The organism is Asanoa sp. NPDC049573, from assembly GCF_040676615.1.
GTDB lineage: Bacteria > Actinomycetota > Actinomycetes > Mycobacteriales > Micromonosporaceae > Asanoa.
The window spans coordinates 148,000-163,501 of the sequence record NZ_JBFAPI010000017.1; the positions used below are offsets into that span (position 1 = coordinate 148,000).

General features: G+C 70.4%; 15 protein-coding genes. 4 read left to right on the forward strand and 11 right to left on the reverse strand.

Annotated elements, in window-relative coordinates; genetic code table 11:
- Window positions 1-13 precede the first annotated feature (13 nt).
- From AB0J74_RS30705 to AB0J74_RS30715, 3 genes are all read right to left on the reverse strand, one after another.
- Window positions 14-799 (reverse strand): class I SAM-dependent methyltransferase, encoded by a 786-nt coding sequence (locus tag AB0J74_RS30705; RefSeq protein ID WP_363454102.1) that lies wholly within the window; start codon window positions 797-799, stop codon window positions 14-16.
- Window positions 800-912: 113 nt separating this feature from the next.
- The gene (locus tag AB0J74_RS30710; RefSeq protein WP_007073996.1) at window positions 913-1,122 is read right to left on the reverse strand and encodes a BldC family transcriptional regulator; all 210 of its coding nucleotides are present in this window, start codon (window positions 1,120-1,122) and stop codon (window positions 913-915) included.
- Window positions 1,123-1,369: 247 nt separating this feature from the next.
- Complete coding sequence (locus tag AB0J74_RS30715) at window positions 1,370-2,209, reverse strand: hypothetical protein (RefSeq protein WP_363454105.1); 840 nt, start codon at window positions 2,207-2,209, stop codon at window positions 1,370-1,372.
- A gap of 167 nt (window positions 2,210-2,376) precedes the next feature.
- On the opposite strand from AB0J74_RS30715, the gene AB0J74_RS30720 reads away from it, so the two are divergent.
- Both AB0J74_RS30720 and AB0J74_RS30725 read left to right on the forward strand, forming a co-directional pair.
- Window positions 2,377-3,459, forward strand: coding sequence for a Glu/Leu/Phe/Val dehydrogenase dimerization domain-containing protein (locus AB0J74_RS30720; protein WP_363454107.1), 1,083 nt, complete (start codon window positions 2,377-2,379; stop codon window positions 3,457-3,459).
- A gap of 235 nt (window positions 3,460-3,694) precedes the next feature.
- Window positions 3,695-3,919, forward strand: coding sequence for a DUF3073 domain-containing protein (locus AB0J74_RS30725; protein WP_363454109.1), 225 nt, complete (start codon window positions 3,695-3,697; stop codon window positions 3,917-3,919).
- Window positions 3,920-3,979: 60 nt separating this feature from the next.
- On the opposite strand, the gene amcA is transcribed toward AB0J74_RS30725, so the two are convergent.
- The 5 genes from amcA to AB0J74_RS30750 form a co-directional block, all read right to left on the reverse strand.
- On the reverse strand, window positions 3,980-4,219 hold the full coding sequence (gene amcA, locus AB0J74_RS30730; protein ID WP_363454111.1) for a multiple cyclophane-containing RiPP AmcA: 240 nt from the start codon (window positions 4,217-4,219) through the stop codon (window positions 3,980-3,982).
- Complete coding sequence (gene amcB, locus AB0J74_RS30735; protein WP_363454147.1) at window positions 4,188-5,294, reverse strand: cyclophane-forming radical SAM peptide maturase AmcB; 1,107 nt, start codon at window positions 5,292-5,294, stop codon at window positions 4,188-4,190. Before amcB ends, amcA begins: the two co-directional genes overlap by 32 nt.
- A 200-nt stretch (window positions 5,295-5,494) precedes the next feature.
- The gene (gene purM, locus AB0J74_RS30740; RefSeq protein WP_363454113.1) at window positions 5,495-6,646 is read right to left on the reverse strand and encodes a phosphoribosylformylglycinamidine cyclo-ligase; all 1,152 of its coding nucleotides are present in this window, start codon (window positions 6,644-6,646) and stop codon (window positions 5,495-5,497) included.
- A 48-nt stretch (window positions 6,647-6,694) separates the two neighbouring features.
- Window positions 6,695-8,275, reverse strand: a complete 1,581-nt coding sequence (gene purF / locus AB0J74_RS30745) for an amidophosphoribosyltransferase (RefSeq protein ID WP_363454115.1) — start codon at window positions 8,273-8,275, stop codon at window positions 6,695-6,697.
- Window positions 8,276-8,410: 135 nt separating this feature from the next.
- Window positions 8,411-8,761: a sterol carrier family protein gene (locus tag AB0J74_RS30750; RefSeq protein WP_363454117.1), complete on the reverse strand. Its 351-nt coding sequence runs from the start codon at window positions 8,759-8,761 to the stop codon at window positions 8,411-8,413.
- A gap of 234 nt (window positions 8,762-8,995) precedes the next feature.
- Between AB0J74_RS30750 and AB0J74_RS30755 the strand changes: the two genes are divergently transcribed.
- A complete protein-coding gene (locus tag AB0J74_RS30755) occupies window positions 8,996-10,867 on the forward strand; it encodes a carboxypeptidase-like regulatory domain-containing protein (protein ID WP_363454119.1) in 1,872 nt (623 codons plus the stop codon).
- Window positions 10,868-10,919: 52 nt separating this feature from the next.
- Here the strand turns inward: AB0J74_RS30755 and purL are convergent, their stop codons facing one another.
- From purL to purS, 3 genes are read right to left on the reverse strand one after another with little or no spacing between them, the layout of a single operon-like run.
- Window positions 10,920-13,319, reverse strand: coding sequence for a phosphoribosylformylglycinamidine synthase subunit PurL (purL, locus tag AB0J74_RS30760; RefSeq protein ID WP_363454121.1), 2,400 nt, complete (start codon window positions 13,317-13,319; stop codon window positions 10,920-10,922).
- A complete protein-coding gene (gene purQ / locus AB0J74_RS30765) occupies window positions 13,316-13,999 on the reverse strand; it encodes a phosphoribosylformylglycinamidine synthase subunit PurQ (RefSeq protein WP_363454123.1) in 684 nt (227 codons plus the stop codon). The genes purL and purQ overlap by 4 nt, the downstream gene beginning before the upstream one ends.
- Window positions 13,996-14,262: a phosphoribosylformylglycinamidine synthase subunit PurS gene (gene purS, locus AB0J74_RS30770; protein WP_363454149.1), complete on the reverse strand. Its 267-nt coding sequence runs from the start codon at window positions 14,260-14,262 to the stop codon at window positions 13,996-13,998. The genes purQ and purS overlap by 4 nt, the downstream gene beginning before the upstream one ends.
- 415 nt (window positions 14,263-14,677) lie before the next feature.
- Here purS and AB0J74_RS30775 point away from each other — a divergent pair, with 415 nt between their 5' ends.
- Window positions 14,678-15,370: a trypsin-like serine protease gene (locus AB0J74_RS30775; RefSeq protein WP_363454125.1), complete on the forward strand. Its 693-nt coding sequence runs from the start codon at window positions 14,678-14,680 to the stop codon at window positions 15,368-15,370.
- Window positions 15,371-15,502 lie beyond the last annotated feature (132 nt).

The following is a 15,502-nucleotide window of genomic DNA, read 5'->3' on the forward strand; positions in this document are numbered from 1 at the left end:
GGTTTGTTCACCTTTACCGCGAGGCGGTCAGCTCCAGCGTGGCGAGGTAGTAAGGGGCGTCCGCGTTGTCGATGTCGGCGATCCGCCACGGCGTGCCGGCGACCAGGCCGGCCAGCTCGTCGACCGAGCAGACGAGGAAGTCGAACCAGTCGGTGGCCAGCTCCCGGTAGCGCACCCGGAGCCGCAGTTGGCCGCCCAATCGGCCGCGTTCCCGATTCCACCGATGGTAGGCGGTGTGCACGGGATCGGTGGTGTTGTAGGGGTTCGTGCCATGGGCGATCACGCGCGCACCCGGACGGGCCAGCGCGGCCAGCGCGGCCAGGAACCCGGGTGCCCGGTCGGCCCCGCCGATCAGCCCGAGGTTGTTGCCGAGCATCAGGAAGGTGTCGTACGTGGGCCCGGCGGTCGCCGCGTGCTCGTCGACCGTGGCGAGCACGAGGTCGCGTACGCCACGCCGGCGGCACACCTCGATCGCACCGGCGGAGACGTCCAGACCGGTCACCTCGATGCCGCGGCGCTGCAGTTCCAGGGCGATCCGGCCGCCGCCGACGCCGATGTCGAGCACGCGCCCGCGTACCCGGGAAATGGCTCGATGGTCGTGATCCGGCCAGGCGTCCGGCTCGTCGAGGTAGCCGGCGGCGGGCGCCCCGTTGATCAGCCCGTCGTCGCGCTCGATGACCTCGATGACCGGCCGGGGCAGCCGCCCGCCGGCCAGGGGCCGGGGGCCGACCCCGGTGGCGACGGCGAGGGCGTCGCGGATCAGCTCGCCGAAGGCGTCGCCGGAGAGGGGTTCTCGCACCGGTCGACCTTAGACGCAGGTCAGACCGTGGCCGAACACGCATCAGGGGCGGGACCTACACGGTTGTCGTGTAGCTCCCGCCCCTGTCCGACGATCGTTCGACCGGGGGTTGGTCAGTCGCCCTGGCGCTGCTGGGGAATCTGCCCCTGCAGCAGGGCTCGAACCTCGGATTCACGGTAGCGGCGGTGGCCGCCCAGCGTGCGAATCGCGCTGAGCTTTCCGGCCTTCGCCCACCGGGTCACCGTCTTCGGGTCGACACGGAACATCGACGCGACCTCTGCCGGCGTGAGTAGCGGCTCGGGTTCGTGCGTACGCGATGCCATCGGTCACTCCTCCACAGGTACCTATAGACATCGGCCGGGGTCCCGCCGGCCGACGCGTCTCTCATGGTCCGGCTAGTCCCCGATGTCCGACATGGGCCGAACGGCCGAACGTCCCTGGATGGACGGATGAGCAATGACCGATTTATGGCGATTTTATATGCCAGAAACCGCCTTATTTGGACTCTACGTCACCGTTCGTGTTCAGGAAAACACGAGGTTAACTCATTCAACGTCACCGATTTGGCACCTAATTACACCGTTCGAGGAGCTGAATCGCACGCCAACGAGTGACCAAGTTCTCATAGACCTCTGTGGCCCCATCAGCATCACCGCGGGACAAAGCAGCCAGGCCGGCAGCGACCAGACCCGGCGAGTCGTCCTCTTCGAGGATGGTGTCGGAGAGCAGGTCGACCAGGCCGCCGTAGTCGAGTTCGACCACCGAACGGGGGTGGAACTCCTCCAGCCACCGGGCACCCTCTTCGACGGCCTCGGTGATCGGCGCGTCCCCGATGGACTTGCGCAGGACGGACAGCGCCCGGGAGGCCCGCCGGCGGGCCTTGGAGATCTCGGTGCGGTAGCGCAGCGACCGCCGCTCCTCGCGCAGCACGAGTTCGCGCTCGCCCAGGTCGACGAAGACGAACCAGCGCAGCGGCACGCCCCAGGTGGCGATCTGCTCGTGCACCCGGGGCACGCCGTGCTCGAGCACCCGGGCACCACTGCGCCAGTCGTCGACGACCGCGCGGGCCTGGCCGGCGAGCACCGGCGGGACGAACGCGTCAGCGATCACCGACGGCACGCCGTCGCGGGCGCTCAGCGCCGCCTCGGCCACCCGCAGGCGCAGGTTCCAGGGGCAGACGAGCAGCGTGTCGTCGGCCTCCAGCACGTAGGCCTCTTCGGGCAGGTCGGGCAGGCGGGTCCAGCCGGCGCCAAGGCCCTCGATCACGGCGGTCCGCTGGCGGACCGGCCCCTCCTGGGGCGCGACCGCACGGCCCTCACGGACGTAGCGGCGCCAGAAAACCTGACGTTCCCGATCGAATGCGGTCAACGGCTCGTAGACCCGCAGGTAGGAAGCGAACAGCGACGGCACGGCGCGATCCTCCCACGAATCGGCCGCGAGCCGTAACGACGGGCGACACGCGTCTGCGCCACGTTGCCAACGGGAATATCGTCGTGCGCAGAAACCGGCACCACCCCGCCGGCGCCACCCGCAGGCGTGCGCCCCACGAGGCCGCACCGCGACCAGGAGGAACAGTGATGGCCGTATTCGCCACTACGGAAGATCCCGACTCCACCGGCCATGAACAGGTCGTCTTCTGCCAGGACAAGCAGAGCGGCCTGAAGGCGATCATCGGTATCTACTCCACCGCCCTGGGCCCGGCCCTCGGCGGCACCCGCTTCTACCCCTACGCCAGCGAGGCCGAGGCCCTCCACGACGTCCTGGAGCTCTCCCGCGGCATGGCCTACAAGAACGCCCTGGCCGGGCTCGACCTCGGCGGCGGCAAGGCGGTCATCTGGGGAGACCCAGACAAGATCAAGAGCGAGAGCCTGCTGCGGGCGTACGGCCGGTTCGTCGAGTCCCTCGGCGGGCGCTACTACACCGCCTGCGACGTGGGCACCTACGTCACCGACATGGACGTGGTGGCCCGGGAGACCAGCTACGTCACCGGCCGCAGCGTCGAGCACGGCGGCGCCGGCGACTCGTCGGTGCTCACCGCGTGGGGCGTCTTCCAGGGCATGCGGGCCGCGGCCGAACACGTCTGGGGCAGCCCGACGCTGGCCGGCCGCCGGGTCGGCGTGTCCGGTCTCGGCAAGGTCGGTAAGCACCTCACCGCCCACCTGATCGACGACGGCGCCAGCGTGGTGGCCACCGACGTCAACGCCCGCGCGCTCGACTGGGCCAGGACCACGTACCCCCAGGTCGACCTGGTCTCCGACACCGCCGGCCTGATCTCCGGCGACATCGACGTCTACGCGCCCTGCGCGCTCGGCGGCGCCCTCGACGACGACACGGTGCCGCAGCTCCGGGCAAAGATCGTCACCGGCGGCGCCAACAACCAGCTCGCCCACCCCGGCATCGAGAAGCAGCTCGCCGATCGCGGCATCCTCTACACGCCCGACTACGTGGTCAACGCGGGCGGTGTGATCCAGGTCGCAGATGAGATCGAGGGCTTCAACTTCGACCGCGCCAAGCTCCGGGCGACGCGGATCTACGACACAACGCGCGAGATCTTGCGACTGGCCGACGCCGAGGGCGTTCCCCCGGCCGTGGCCGCGGATCGCCTGGCAGAGCGGCGGATGGCCGAGATCGGGCGACTCCGCACCATCCATCTCCGCTGACCAGAGCGCCCCTTACCGTCCGGTTCCCGGGTCGTGTCGCCGACCGCCTCCTGGCGGGCGACACGACCGCCGGACATTCCCCTGATCAAAAACGTGATCGACGCGCCGGCCGGACGGGGCAACCCGAGGTGTCGAACCTGGCCATCCCCATGTACCGTAAGAGCCACGAGAGATGCCTGACGTCATCGGGGCCCGCCTTCGTGCTGCCCCGAATTCTGTGCGAGGGGGTCGAGCCATGGGGCGCGGCCGTGCTAAGGCCAAGCAGACAAAGGTGGCCAGGGAGTTGAAGTATCACTCCCCGAACACCGACCTTGCTGCCTTGCAGCGAGAACTCGGCGGCAGCGGCAAGTCGGACCACGACTTCGACAATGACCACAGCGGCAGCTTGGTCGACGACGAAGACGAGGACGACATCGCAGAAGACGACGCTTCCAACAACTGGTCGTCTCGCTCCCGCTGACCCCCGGGTCATCAACGAGCACGCGGTAACTACCCGCGTGCTCGGTCGTGTCCAGGGGTGTCAGCGGGGCCGGTTGTTCCAGTTGTAGAACGTTGGGATGTTCTCGAAGTGGTTCCAGGCACACACCGCGCCGTCGGCCGGGTCGGCCGCCTCCGCGCGTAGCTTGCGAGCCTCTTCCGCTTCCATCAGCAGTGCGCTGAGCCCTGCCCGCACACCGGCGACGCGGTCGGCGAGGTCGGTGGTGTCAGCCGTGGCGCCCTCGACGTCGTCAGACGGCCGAAGGCTGGTGGTCTCGGGCATGCTGCAACACCCCTTCCAGTAGGCGGATCTTGCTGTTGCGGCAGTGGTCGGTCTCGGTCGTGTCGAACCGGCCGTGTTCGAAATAGCGGTTCGCCGCGTGCGCACCGCCGCAGAAACCGAAGTAGGGGCAGGTTGCCCGGCACGCCTCCACGCCGTCGAGGAACTCGGCGACCCAGGGCGTGCGGCTGGCCGCACCCGCGATGATTTCGGTAAGGGGTGTCGCCAGGACGTTGCCGCTGCTGAAGTCGCCGTGCCGGGCGTCCTGGAACCCGGCCAGCTCGGGAGAGAGCAGCACCACCGAGCCGTCGTAGGCGACGGTAGGAATCGGGTCGAGCTGCCGGGGCAGCAGGCTGTCGGCGGTGCCGGCCAGCACCGCCTCGGTGTAGCGCAGTGACCACTCGATCTCGCGGACGTGGATCCGCGGATCCTGGCGCCAGGCGGCGACGAGTTCGGCCCAGAAGTCGACGACCTGCTGTGCCGGATGGGCGTTGGCGCGGGTGTTGGTGCCCTCGGTCTCTTCGATGTTGATGCCGAGCACGTCGCAACCGAGGTCGAGGAAATAGCGGTAGAGCTCGGCCGCCCGCCCAGGTGCGGGATCGGAGACCACGCAGAGGGCGGAGAAGCCGACGCCGTGCCGGCGCAGCGTCTCGATGCCGCGGACGATGCGGTCGTAGGCGGGCCGGCCGCCCCGGGTCACCCGGTCGCCGTTGCGCTCGCGCGGCCCGTCGACGCTGACACTGACCCGGATCTGGTGCGCGGCGAAGAACTCACACCAGGCGTCGTCGACCAGCGTCGCGTTGGTCTGGACGTGGTGCTCGACCGCCGGATCGAACGGCGCGAGCAGCGCGGCGAGGTGGTCGCGACCGGTCGCCAGCGGCTCGCCGCCGTGCCAGACGACCGAGAAGCGGCCGTCTGCGGCCCAGCGGTTGACCGGCTCCGCGACCGCGCCGGCTACGCCGACCGGCATTTTCCGGTCAGCGGAGCGGAACGGGAGATAACAGTAGGCGCAGTCGAGGTTGCACAGCGTCGTCGGCTGCATGACCACATAGGAGGGCACCTGGGCGATGCCGCGCATGCCGGTGAACTGGCCATGCCGGACAACCACCCGCCCTCCTCTCCCCGTCGAGGTGTCGAAGGCAGGACTTTAGGTTAGGCGGCGGTAGCCAATCGGGTAAGACCCAATCAGTTGTCAGCTCAGGTCCTCAGGCGTCTTGACACTGCGTGTCAAGCGGCCGCCCGGTCACTAGGCGAACGATCACAAGGGCCCGGCCGCGATCAGCCGCGGGTGTGCTGGCCGATCATCTGAACGGTGCCGGTGCCCTCGATGATTTCGCCGGCCTGCCAGGCGTCGATGCCGCGGCCGGCGAGGAACGCCAGCGCCCGGTCGGCGTCTTCCGGCGAGACGATGGCGAACATGCCGACGCCCATGTTGAACGTCGACTCCATCTCCTGGTCTTCGATCCGGCCCTTGGCCTGCACCATGTCGAAGATCGGCTGCGGCTTCCAGGTCGAGCGGTTGACCACGGCGTCGACGTGTTCGGGCAGCACCCGCACCAGGTTGCCGGGGATGCCGCCGCCGGTGACGTGGGCCAGCGCCCGCACGTCGGCCTCGGAGATCAGCTTGAGGCAGTCGCGGGCGTAGATCTTGGTCGGCGTGAGCAGCTCCTCGCCGAGGGTGCGCTGCTTGCCGAAGTCGTCGACGACCGTGTCGAGCCGCATCCGGCCGGCGCCGAGCAGCACGTGGCGGACCAGCGAGTAGCCGTTGGAGTGCAGGCCCGAGGAGCGCATGGCGATGACCACGTCGCCGACCTCGACCCGCTCGCGGCCGAGGATCTCGCTCTCCTCCACCACGCCGACACCGGTCGCCGATAGGTCGTATTCGTCGGGGCGCAGGACACCCGGGTGCTCGGCCGTCTCGCCACCGAGCAGGGCGCAGCCGGCGTAGCGGCAGCCGTCGGAGATGCCGGCGCCGATCTCGGCCACCTTGTCGGGCACGACCTCGCCGCAGGCGATGTAGTCGAGCAGGAACAGCGGCTCGGCGCCGCACGCGACCAGGTCGTCGACGACCATCGCGACCAGGTCGATGCCGACCGTGTCGTGGATGTCGAGCTGCTGCGCGATGACCAGCTTGGTGCCGACACCGTCGGTCGACGAGGCCAGGATCGGGTTCTTGTAGCGCTTGGTGTCGAGCTTGAAGAGGCCCGCGAAGCCGCCGAGGTCGCCGAGCACCTCGGGGCGCTGCGCCTTGGCCACCTTGCTCTTGAGCAGCTCGACCGCGCGCTCGCCGGCGTGGATCGAGACGCCGGCGTCGGCGTAGGTCACTGTGCGCTTGCGACTGGTGCGACCCGAACCGGCCGTCCATGGCTGGAGACCGTCGGTGCCCCCGGTGTTGCTCGGGCCGCCGCCCCGCTCAGTAACGTGCGTCACGATTTCTCCCTTTACGCCTGACGCGCGGTGTCTCGCTGGAGACGCCGGCTAGGAACTGTGCGTGCCGCCGCCGTTGGAGCTGGCTGCCATCTGCTGGACGACCAACGGAAGGTCGCCCGACGCCGGACGGTTGGCTCCGCCCTCGCCGCGCTGCTCGGCATCGGCGCCGACCCGCCGGGCGACACCTTCGAGCACGTGCTTGCCGATCAGGTTGCCGGCCGGCAGCGGGATCGGGTACTCCCCATCGAAACACGCGCGGCACAGGCGCGTCTTCGGCTGCTCGGTCGCGGCAATCAGACCGCCGAGTGATACGTAACCCAACGAGTCGGCACCGATCGATCGCCGGATGCCCTCGTTGTCGAGGCCGTTGGCCAGCAGCTCCGCGCGGGTGGCGAAGTCGATGCCGTAGAAGCAGGGCCAGTTGACCGGCGGCGAGGAGATGCGCACGTGCACCTCGAGCGCGCCGGCCTCGCGGAGCATGCGGACGATGGCCCGCTGGGTGTTGCCCCGCACGATGGAGTCGTCGACCACCACGATCCGCTTGCCGCGGACGTTTTCCCGCAATGGGTTGAGCTTGAGCCGGATGCCGAGCTGGCGCAGCGTCTGCGACGGCTGGATGAAGGTGCGCCCGACGTAGGCGTTCTTCACCAGGCCCGCGCCGTAGGTGATGCCGGACTCGGCGGCGTAGCCGATCGCGGCCGGCGTGCCGGACTCGGGCACCGGGATCACCATGTCGGCCTCGACCGGGTGCTCCTTGGCGAGCTGGCGGCCGATCTGCACCCGGGCGGCGTGCACGTTGCGCCCGGAGATCGTGGTGTCGGGGCGCGCGATGTAGACGTATTCGAAGAGGCAGCCCTTGGGCTCGGGCACCGCGAACCGGAACGAGCGCAGCCCGTCTTCGTCGATCGCGATCAGCTCACCCGGCTCGACCTCGCGCACGACGCTGGCGCCGACGATGTCGAGGGCCGCGGTCTCGCTGGCCACCACCCAGCCGCGCTCCAGCCGGCCGAGCACCAGCGGCCGCACCCCATAAGGGTCACGGGCGGCGTAGAGGGTGTTTTCGTCCATGAACACGAAGCTGAACGCGCCCTGCAGGGTGGGCAGCACCTCGAGCGCGGCGGCCTCGACCGACATGTCGGGGCGGCCGGCGAGCAGCGCGGTCACCAGCGCGGTGTCGGAGGTGGTCGCCGGGTCGGTCGGCAGACCCCGCTCGGCGACCTCGCGGGCCAACTCGGCGGTGTTGACCAGGTTGCCGTTGTGCGCCAGCGCGATGGTCGTGCCGGCCGTGGTCGCCCGGATCGTCGGCTGGGCGTTTTCCCACGTCGAGCCGCCGGTGGTGGAGTAACGGGTGTGGCCGATGGCGAGATGGCCGCGCAGGCTGGCCAGCGTGGGCTCGTCGAAAACCTGGGCCACCAGGCCGAGGTCCTTGTAGACCACCACGCCGGAGCCGTCGCTGACGGCTATGCCGGCCGCTTCCTGGCCTCGGTGCTGAAGGGCGTAGAGCCCGAAGTAGGTCAGCTTCGCGACCTCTTCACCCGGCCCCCACACACCGAACACACCGCAAGCATCTTGCGGGCCGGGTCGTTGGGGGTCGAGGTCCTGGCTCAACCGGCCGTCGCCTCGGGGCACCTACCGCTCCTCGCTGCTCACCTGCTTGGCACGTCTGCTCGGGCCAGTGTACGCGAGTTCAGGCCGGTCACCGTCGGCCACCTTGGCGCTCCACGCGGTCAACGGACCCGTTCGGGCGACCCGATTTCTGGCCGACTAGGGGAGATATGCGGAGAGATCGGCTCGGTTTCCGCTTGCCTTGATCTTGCCGGCGGCAAGCGCCGCAGCCCAGTCGAGGCGGCCGGTCGCGAGAAGGATCCACGTCACACCGTCGGTTTCGACCACATTAGAGGGAGTTCCACGGGTATGTCGCGGTCCTGGAATGCATTGCACGGCACCGTATGGTGGGACCCGCACCTCGACCGAGCGGCCTGGCGCGCGCTTGGCGAGGTCGGTCAGCAGCGCACGCACGGCATCACGGAGCGTCGCCGCCTCGGGGCTATCCCCGGCGTCGAGGGCATCAAGGGCGGCAGCTACCGCGGGTGACTTATTGTGCGCACGGGACATGACGGGACGATACGACCTCTTCGCGTTGTTGTTCCTTCGGCCCTGGGTCGCGCTGATCCCGTCGGACAAGGCATAGTGACCGACGGTGTACTCGTTCGGGGGTGAGACCGGAAGGCGGTGGACGTGACAACACACCGACGAGCCTGGAGAGCACGGGCCGGTGTGGTCGTAGCGCTGATAGCTGGCGCACTGGTCACAGTATTTCCCAACCCCGCACAAGCGGACGCTCCAACAGTGTCGATCGTCAGCTTCTCCAACGGCACCTTGTCACCCGGTCAGAAGGCGACCGTCCGGTTCCAGGTCGTCAACCGCAACCAGGGCGGTGGCCAGCAGACGGCGACCATCAGCGTGACGACCAGCTTCGGCGAGTTGAGCTGCACCGACGGTGTCTGCGACAGCGACGAGCAGATCGGCCCCGGCGGCCAGACGTTCGAGGCGGAGCTGACCGCCGGCAACGTCCCCGACGGGCAGACCAAGTCCGGCCAGGTCATCGTGACCGCCACCATCAACGGCGAGAAGAGCGATCCAGCCACTCGTAATGTGACGGTCCGTGGCAAGCAGGTGCAGGCGCCGCCGGCGGTGGAGACGGTCAAGTCGATCACCGGCAAGGTCACCAACCAGTCCGACGGCAAGGGCGTGAGTGGCGCTTACGTCGCTCTCAGTGACGGTGCCGGCAAGCTGCACGAGAGCCTGGCCAACGCCAGCGGCAACTACAGCTTCTCGGGCAGCGCCCAGAACCCGATCGCACCCGGCCAGATCACTGTCGGCGCCTCGAAGGACGACAAGCGCAACACCACCACGATCAACGTCGGCGCCGGCCAGAGCAAGAACGGCGTGGTGATCCAGCTCCCGCTCGCCGCGGCCGACCCCACGATCAGCGCGACCCCGCTGGTGCCCACCGAGGCGCCCGACGACGAGGTCACCGACGAGGCCACGGCCAGTGACAGCGCGATCGCCGCGGCACCGGTCGGCAACTCCGACGACGGTGGCGGTTTCGGCAACTGGCTGGTCGTGCTCGGTGGCGGCCTGCTGGTGGCGTTCGGCGTCGGCGGCATCATCTGGGTGATGCTGCGCCGCAAGGAGACCGACGACCCCGACGGCGACCCCTCGACGACGGGTGTCCGGCCGGCGGTGCCGGTCGGCGGCGCGGCGGCCTACCGCGGCAACGACGCGACCCGGATCGGCGGGCCCGGCGGCGGCGCTCTGGCCGACGCACCGACGATGCTGCACAGCCGCGCCCCGATGGACGAGTTCCCCGACCCCTACGGCGCTCCGATGCCGCCGCAGGCACCGACCTACGGTGGCGGCGCGCAGACGCAGCCCGGCTGGGGCGGCGCCGGCGGCTACGGCGACCAGCCCACCCGGGCCGGCGGCTACGGCGACCAGCCCACCCGGGCCGGCGGCTACGGCGAGCAGACGCAGATGTACAACCCGGCGCCCGGCTCGGGCGGCGGCTACGGTGCCGGCGGCGGCTACCCCGACGCGCCCGGCTCGGGTAGCGGCGGCTACGGCGCCGCGCCTTCGTCGGGCGGCGGCTTCGGCGGCCAGCCCGGCGGTGGCGGCTACCCGGCGGCCGGCGGCGGCTACGGCGAGCGCTTCGACGAGCCGACCGGTCGCTACGAGCCCGCGTCCGGTGGCGGCGGCTACGGCGGCCAGCCCGGCGCCGGCTACCCGCAGCAGGGCGGCGGCTACGGCGGCGGCCAGGGCTACGGCGCCGACGAGCGCGGCTACGGCGCAGCGGAGCCCAACGGCTACGACCAGGGCGGCAACGGCTACGGCGGCGGCCAGCGTGGCGGCTACGACCAGGGTCGGGGCGGCTACGAGGGCGGCGGCTACGGCGGCGCACCGACTGCCGGCTACGACCAGGGCCCGCCGGCCGGTGGCTACCCGCAGGGTGGCTACGACCCGGGTCAGGGCGGCGGCTACCCGCAGGGTGGCAACGGCTATGACCGGGTGCCGGAGCAGCGGGGCGGTGGCGAATACACCGCGCCCAACGGCTACGGCGAGCGGGGCGACTACTACCCCGACGAGCCCGAGGGCCGCAGTGCCCGGCACGGCGCCGAGGGCGGCCGCGACCGGCGGCAGCTCGGCTGGCTCGACGACTGATCAGAGCAACGAAAAAAGGGGGGCCGCGAAGGCGGCCCCCCTTTTGTATGGCTTACTCGTCGACCGGCAGCGACGCGCCGAACAGGCGGGGCATCGTCGCGGTGTGTGCCGCGCGCAACTCGGCCAGCGGCACCGCGAACTGGCCGCGGATGTCGAGCGCCTCGTTCTGCCCGTCGGTCACGCCGATCGGGGTCCACGGCACGCCCTTCTCGGCGCACAGCCCGGTGAACGCCCGCTCGTGACCGCGCGGCACCGCCACGACGGCCCGGCCGGCCGACTCGCTGAAGAGGTAGACGAACGGCATCGACCCGGCCGAGAACTCCTCCGGCAGCGCGATCCGGGCACCCACACCGTTGCGCAGGCTGGCCTCGACCAGGGCCTGCGCGAGGCCGCCGTCGGAAACGTCGTGCGCCGCGCTCAGGTGGCCGACCCGCGAGGCCTCGGCCAGCACCTCGGCCAGGGCCCGCTCGCGGGCCAGGTCGACCTTCGGCGGCACGCCGCCCAGGTGCTCGTGGGCGACCCAGGCCCACTCGGAGCCGGACAGCTCGTTGGCGGTCTCGCCGAGCAGGAAGATCAGGTCGCCGTCGCCGGTCGCCGGCTTGGTGAAGCCGATCGGCACCCGGTCGGCGACGTTGTCGATCACGCCGAGCACGCCGACCACCGGCGTCGGGTGGATCGCCGCGGCGCCGGTCTGGTTGTAGAAGCTGACGTTGCCGCCGGTCACCGGGATGCCCAGCTCGAGGCAGCCGTCGGCCAGACCGCGCACGGCCTCGGCGAACTGCCACATCACGGCCGGGTCTTCGGGCGAGCCGAAGTTGAGGCAGTTGGTCACCGCGATCGGCTTGGCACCGCTGACGGCGACGTTGCGGTAGCTCTCGGCCAGGGCCAGCTTGGCGCCGTTGTAGGGGTCGAGCCGCGCGAACCGGCCGTTGCCGTCGACCGAGAGCGCGACGCCGAGGCCGCTGTTCTCGTCGATCCGGACCAGACCCGCGTCTTCCGGCTGGGCCAGCACGGTGTTGCCGAGCACGTAGCGGTCGAACTGCTCGGTGACCCACGACTTGTCGCAGAGGTTCGGCGAGCCGACCATCTTCAGCAGCGTCGCCTTGAGGTCTTCCGGCGTCGCCGGTCGGGGCAGCGTCTCGGCCCGGTCGGCCTGCAGCAGGATCAGGTCGGCGGGTTCGCGCATCGGGCGGGCGTAGACCGGGCCGTCGTCGACCAGCGAGGCCGGCGGCACGTCGACGACCAGGTTGTCGCGCCAGGTGATCCGGAGCCGCCCGGGCAGGCCGCTGACCTCGGACGGGGTGACCTCGCCGATCGCGGTGGCCAGCACGCCCCACTTCTCGGCGACGCCGAGCACCTCGTCGAGCTGCTCGGGCTTGACGATCAGCAGCATCCGCTCCTGCGACTCGCTGGCCAGGATCTCGTGCGGCTCCATCGACTGCTCACGCAGCGGCACCCGCTCCAGAGCGACGCGCATGCCGGTGCCGGCGGAGGCGGCCGTCTCGGTCAGCGCGCAGGTCAGGCCCGCGCCACCGAGGTCTTGAATGCCGACGACCAGGTTGGCGTCGTAGAGCTCGAGGCAGGCCTCGATCAGCAGCTTCTCCGTGAACGGGTCGCCGACCTGCACCGACGGCCGGCGGGCCGCGCTGCCGTCGTCGAAGGTCGCGCTGGCCAGCACCGAGACGCCGCCGATGCCGTCGCGGCCCGTCTTGGCGCCCATCAGCACCACGATGTTGCCGGGGCCGGCGGCGTCTTTCTTCTGCAGCCGGTCGACCGGCAGCACGCCAAGGCAGAGCGCGTTGACCAGCGGGTTGCCCTGATAGGTCGGGTCGAAGACGACCTCGCCGCCGACGTTGGGCAGGCCCAGGGAGTTGCCGTAGCCGCCGATGCCGGCCACCACGCCGGGCAGCACGCGGGCGGTGTCTTCGTGGTCGGCGGCGCCGAACCGCAGCGGGTCCATCACGGCGACCGGCCGGGCGCCCATCGCGAGGATGTCGCGGACGATGCCGCCGACACCGGTCGCGGCGCCCTGGTAGGGCTCGACGAAGCTCGGGTGGTTGTGCGACTCGACCTTGAAGGTGACCGCGATCTCGTCGGAGATCTTGATGACGCCGGCGTTTTCGCCGATGCCGGCCAGCATCCGGTCGCTCGGCGGCGCCTTCTCGCTGAACTGCCGCAGGTGCACCTTGCTCGACTTGTAGGAGCAGTGCTCGCTCCACATGATCGAGTACATCGCCAGCTCCGACTGGGTCGGCCGGCGGCCCAGGATGCCGCGGATGCGCTCGTATTCGTCGTCGCGGAGCCCCAGCTCGGCGAACGGCTGCAGCTCGCCCGGGGTGCCGTTGGCCTGCTCGACGGTGTCGGGGCCCTCGTGCGGCTCGTAAGGCGAAACCTGCGCGGGCAAGGACAGCTCCGCTGCCTCGCCGGGCGCGGTGTCGGACGAAGTTGTCATGCCGAGGCCCCCGCCAAGTGCTTGAGAATCGAGGTGAAGAAGCCCAGACCGTCGAGCGACGGACCGGTGAGTGCCTCGATCGCGTGCTCGGGGTGGGGCATGAGACCGACGACGTTGCCGGCCTCGTTGCTGACGCCGGCGATGTCGCGCTCGGAGCCGTTGGGGTTGCCGCGCACGTAGGTCGCCACGATCCGGCCGTTGGCGGCGAGCTCGTCGAGCGTCGCCTGGTCGGCGACGTAGCGGCCCTCGCCGCTCTTGAGCGGCACCAGGATCTCCTGGTCGGTCTCGAACGAGTTGGTCCACGCGGTGCCACTGGTGCCGACGCGCAGCCACTGGTCGCGGTTGCGGAAGTGCAGGTGGCTGTTGCGGGTGAGGGCACCGGGGAGCAGGTGTGCCTCGCAGAGGATCTGGAAGCCGTTGCAGATGCCGAGCACCGGCAGCCCGGCCCGGGCCCCGTCGATGATCGACTCCATCACCGGCGCGAACCGGGCGATCGCACCGGTGCGCAGGTAGTCGCCGTAGGAGAAGCCGCCGGGCAGCACCACGGCGTCGACGCCGTGCAGGTCGCTGTCGCCGTGCCAGAGGCGCACGGCCTCGCCACCGGCGACGCGGACGGCGCGGGCGGCGTCACCGTCGTCGAGCGAACCCGGGAAGGTCACCACACCGACGCGGGCACTCACGACGGATCACCCGCGGCGACCGGCTCCTCGGCAACCTCGTGAATGGTGAAGTCTTCGATCACCGGGTTGGCGAGCAGCTTGTCGGCGATCTCCCGCACCCGATCGAGATCGGCTTCGCCGGTGAACTCGATCTCGATGCGGCGACCGATGCGCACGGAGGAGACATCGCTGACCCCTAGCCGTGGCAGCGCGTTGGCGACCGCTTGGCCCTGAGGATCGAGGATCTCCGGCTTGAGCATGACGTCGACGACGACGCGAGCCACTGGGCACTCCTGACTTTTGTACGCGGTAAGCGCGCCAAGACTACCCGGTAGATAGACGCGGACCGGCACCCGCCCAGACCGTGGACAGGCGTCGTGGACAGGCATTACGCGCGTAGTGCCGCAACCGTGGTGCGGACGGCGAGGACGAGGCGGATCCCGGGCGCCACATATCGGATCACCGACAACTTGGCCCTCTTCCGCAGCCCCGGAGGACCCCAAACAGCGGCTCGGGAGAGCGCCACCAGCGCCCGCCAGGAGCCGGCGAAGACCGCGATGGGATCTCGGCCACAAACCCGCCGCCGCCGGCCGGCCATCACCGGGAGGTATGACCTGGATTTGATGATTGCGAATACATCGATATCCCAATAGCGTCTCGGGCAGTCCGAACCACCCCCCTCGGATAGGAGCCCAACAGATGCGCAAACGCCTCACCCTGGCCGCGCTCGCCATCGGTCTGACCGGCGCGTTCCTCGTGCCCAGCGCGGCCGGCGCCGCACCCGTCGGCCCGACCGACCCGGCCCAGATCATCGGTGGCAGCACGGTCGCGTCGGCGCCGTGGGCCGCGGCCGTGATGAGCAACGGTTCGTTCACCTGCTCGGGCACCATCATCGCGTCGACCTGGGTGCTCACCGCCCGGCACTGCATCAGCGGCACCATGTCGGTGCGGGTGGGCAGCGTCAACCGCTCCTCAGGAGGCGTCACCCGCACCGTCAGCGCCACCTACACCCGCAGCGACCTGGCCCTGATGCGGCTGAGCAGCGCGGTGAGCACCACCTACGTGACGTTGTCCAGCTCCTACCCGCCGGTCAACTCCACCAACACGATCTACGGCTGGGGCATGACCTGCTACAGCGGCTGTGACGCCTCGCCGGTCCTGAAGACCGCGAGCGTCCGGGTGACCAGCACCAACGTCACCGACGCCTACGGCGGCCGGGCCATCCGCAGCACCCGGATCAACGGCAACGCCTGGCGCGGCGACTCCGGCGGCCCGCAGTTCTACAACGGCGCGCAGGTGGGTGTGGCCTCGACGGCCGACGGCGTCAGCATCCAGAACTACGGCAGCGTCGCCTACAACCGGGCCTGGATCACCTCGACCGCGGGCGTCTGACCCCACAGCAACGCTCTCCCACAACCGGCGGGGGGGGGGGGGGCCCCCCCGCCCCCCCCCCCGGGGGGGGGGGGGGCGGGGGGGGGGGGGGGGCGGCCGGCGGGGGGGGGGGGGGGGCGGGCCCGGCGCACC

Coding starts and splice junctions, on each gene's coding strand:
- AB0J74_RS30710 (WP_007073996.1), bottom strand. CDS start 1,122: ATGGCATCGCGTACGCACGAACCCGAGCCGCTACTCACGCCGGCAGAG.
- AB0J74_RS30720 (WP_363454107.1), top strand. CDS start 2,377: ATGGCCGTATTCGCCACTACGGAAGATCCCGACTCCACCGGCCATGAA.
- AB0J74_RS30725 (WP_363454109.1), top strand. CDS start 3,695: ATGGGGCGCGGCCGTGCTAAGGCCAAGCAGACAAAGGTGGCCAGGGAG.
- amcA (WP_363454111.1), bottom strand. CDS start 4,219: ATGCCCGAGACCACCAGCCTTCGGCCGTCTGACGACGTCGAGGGCGCC.
- amcB (WP_363454147.1), bottom strand. CDS start 5,294: ATGCGCGGCATCGCCCAGGTGCCCTCCTATGTGGTCATGCAGCCGACG.
- AB0J74_RS30750 (WP_363454117.1), bottom strand. CDS start 8,761: ATGTCCCGTGCGCACAATAAGTCACCCGCGGTAGCTGCCGCCCTTGAT.
- purL (WP_363454121.1), bottom strand. CDS start 13,319: ATGACAACTTCGTCCGACACCGCGCCCGGCGAGGCAGCGGAGCTGTCC.
- AB0J74_RS30775 (WP_363454125.1), top strand. CDS start 14,678: ATGCGCAAACGCCTCACCCTGGCCGCGCTCGCCATCGGTCTGACCGGC.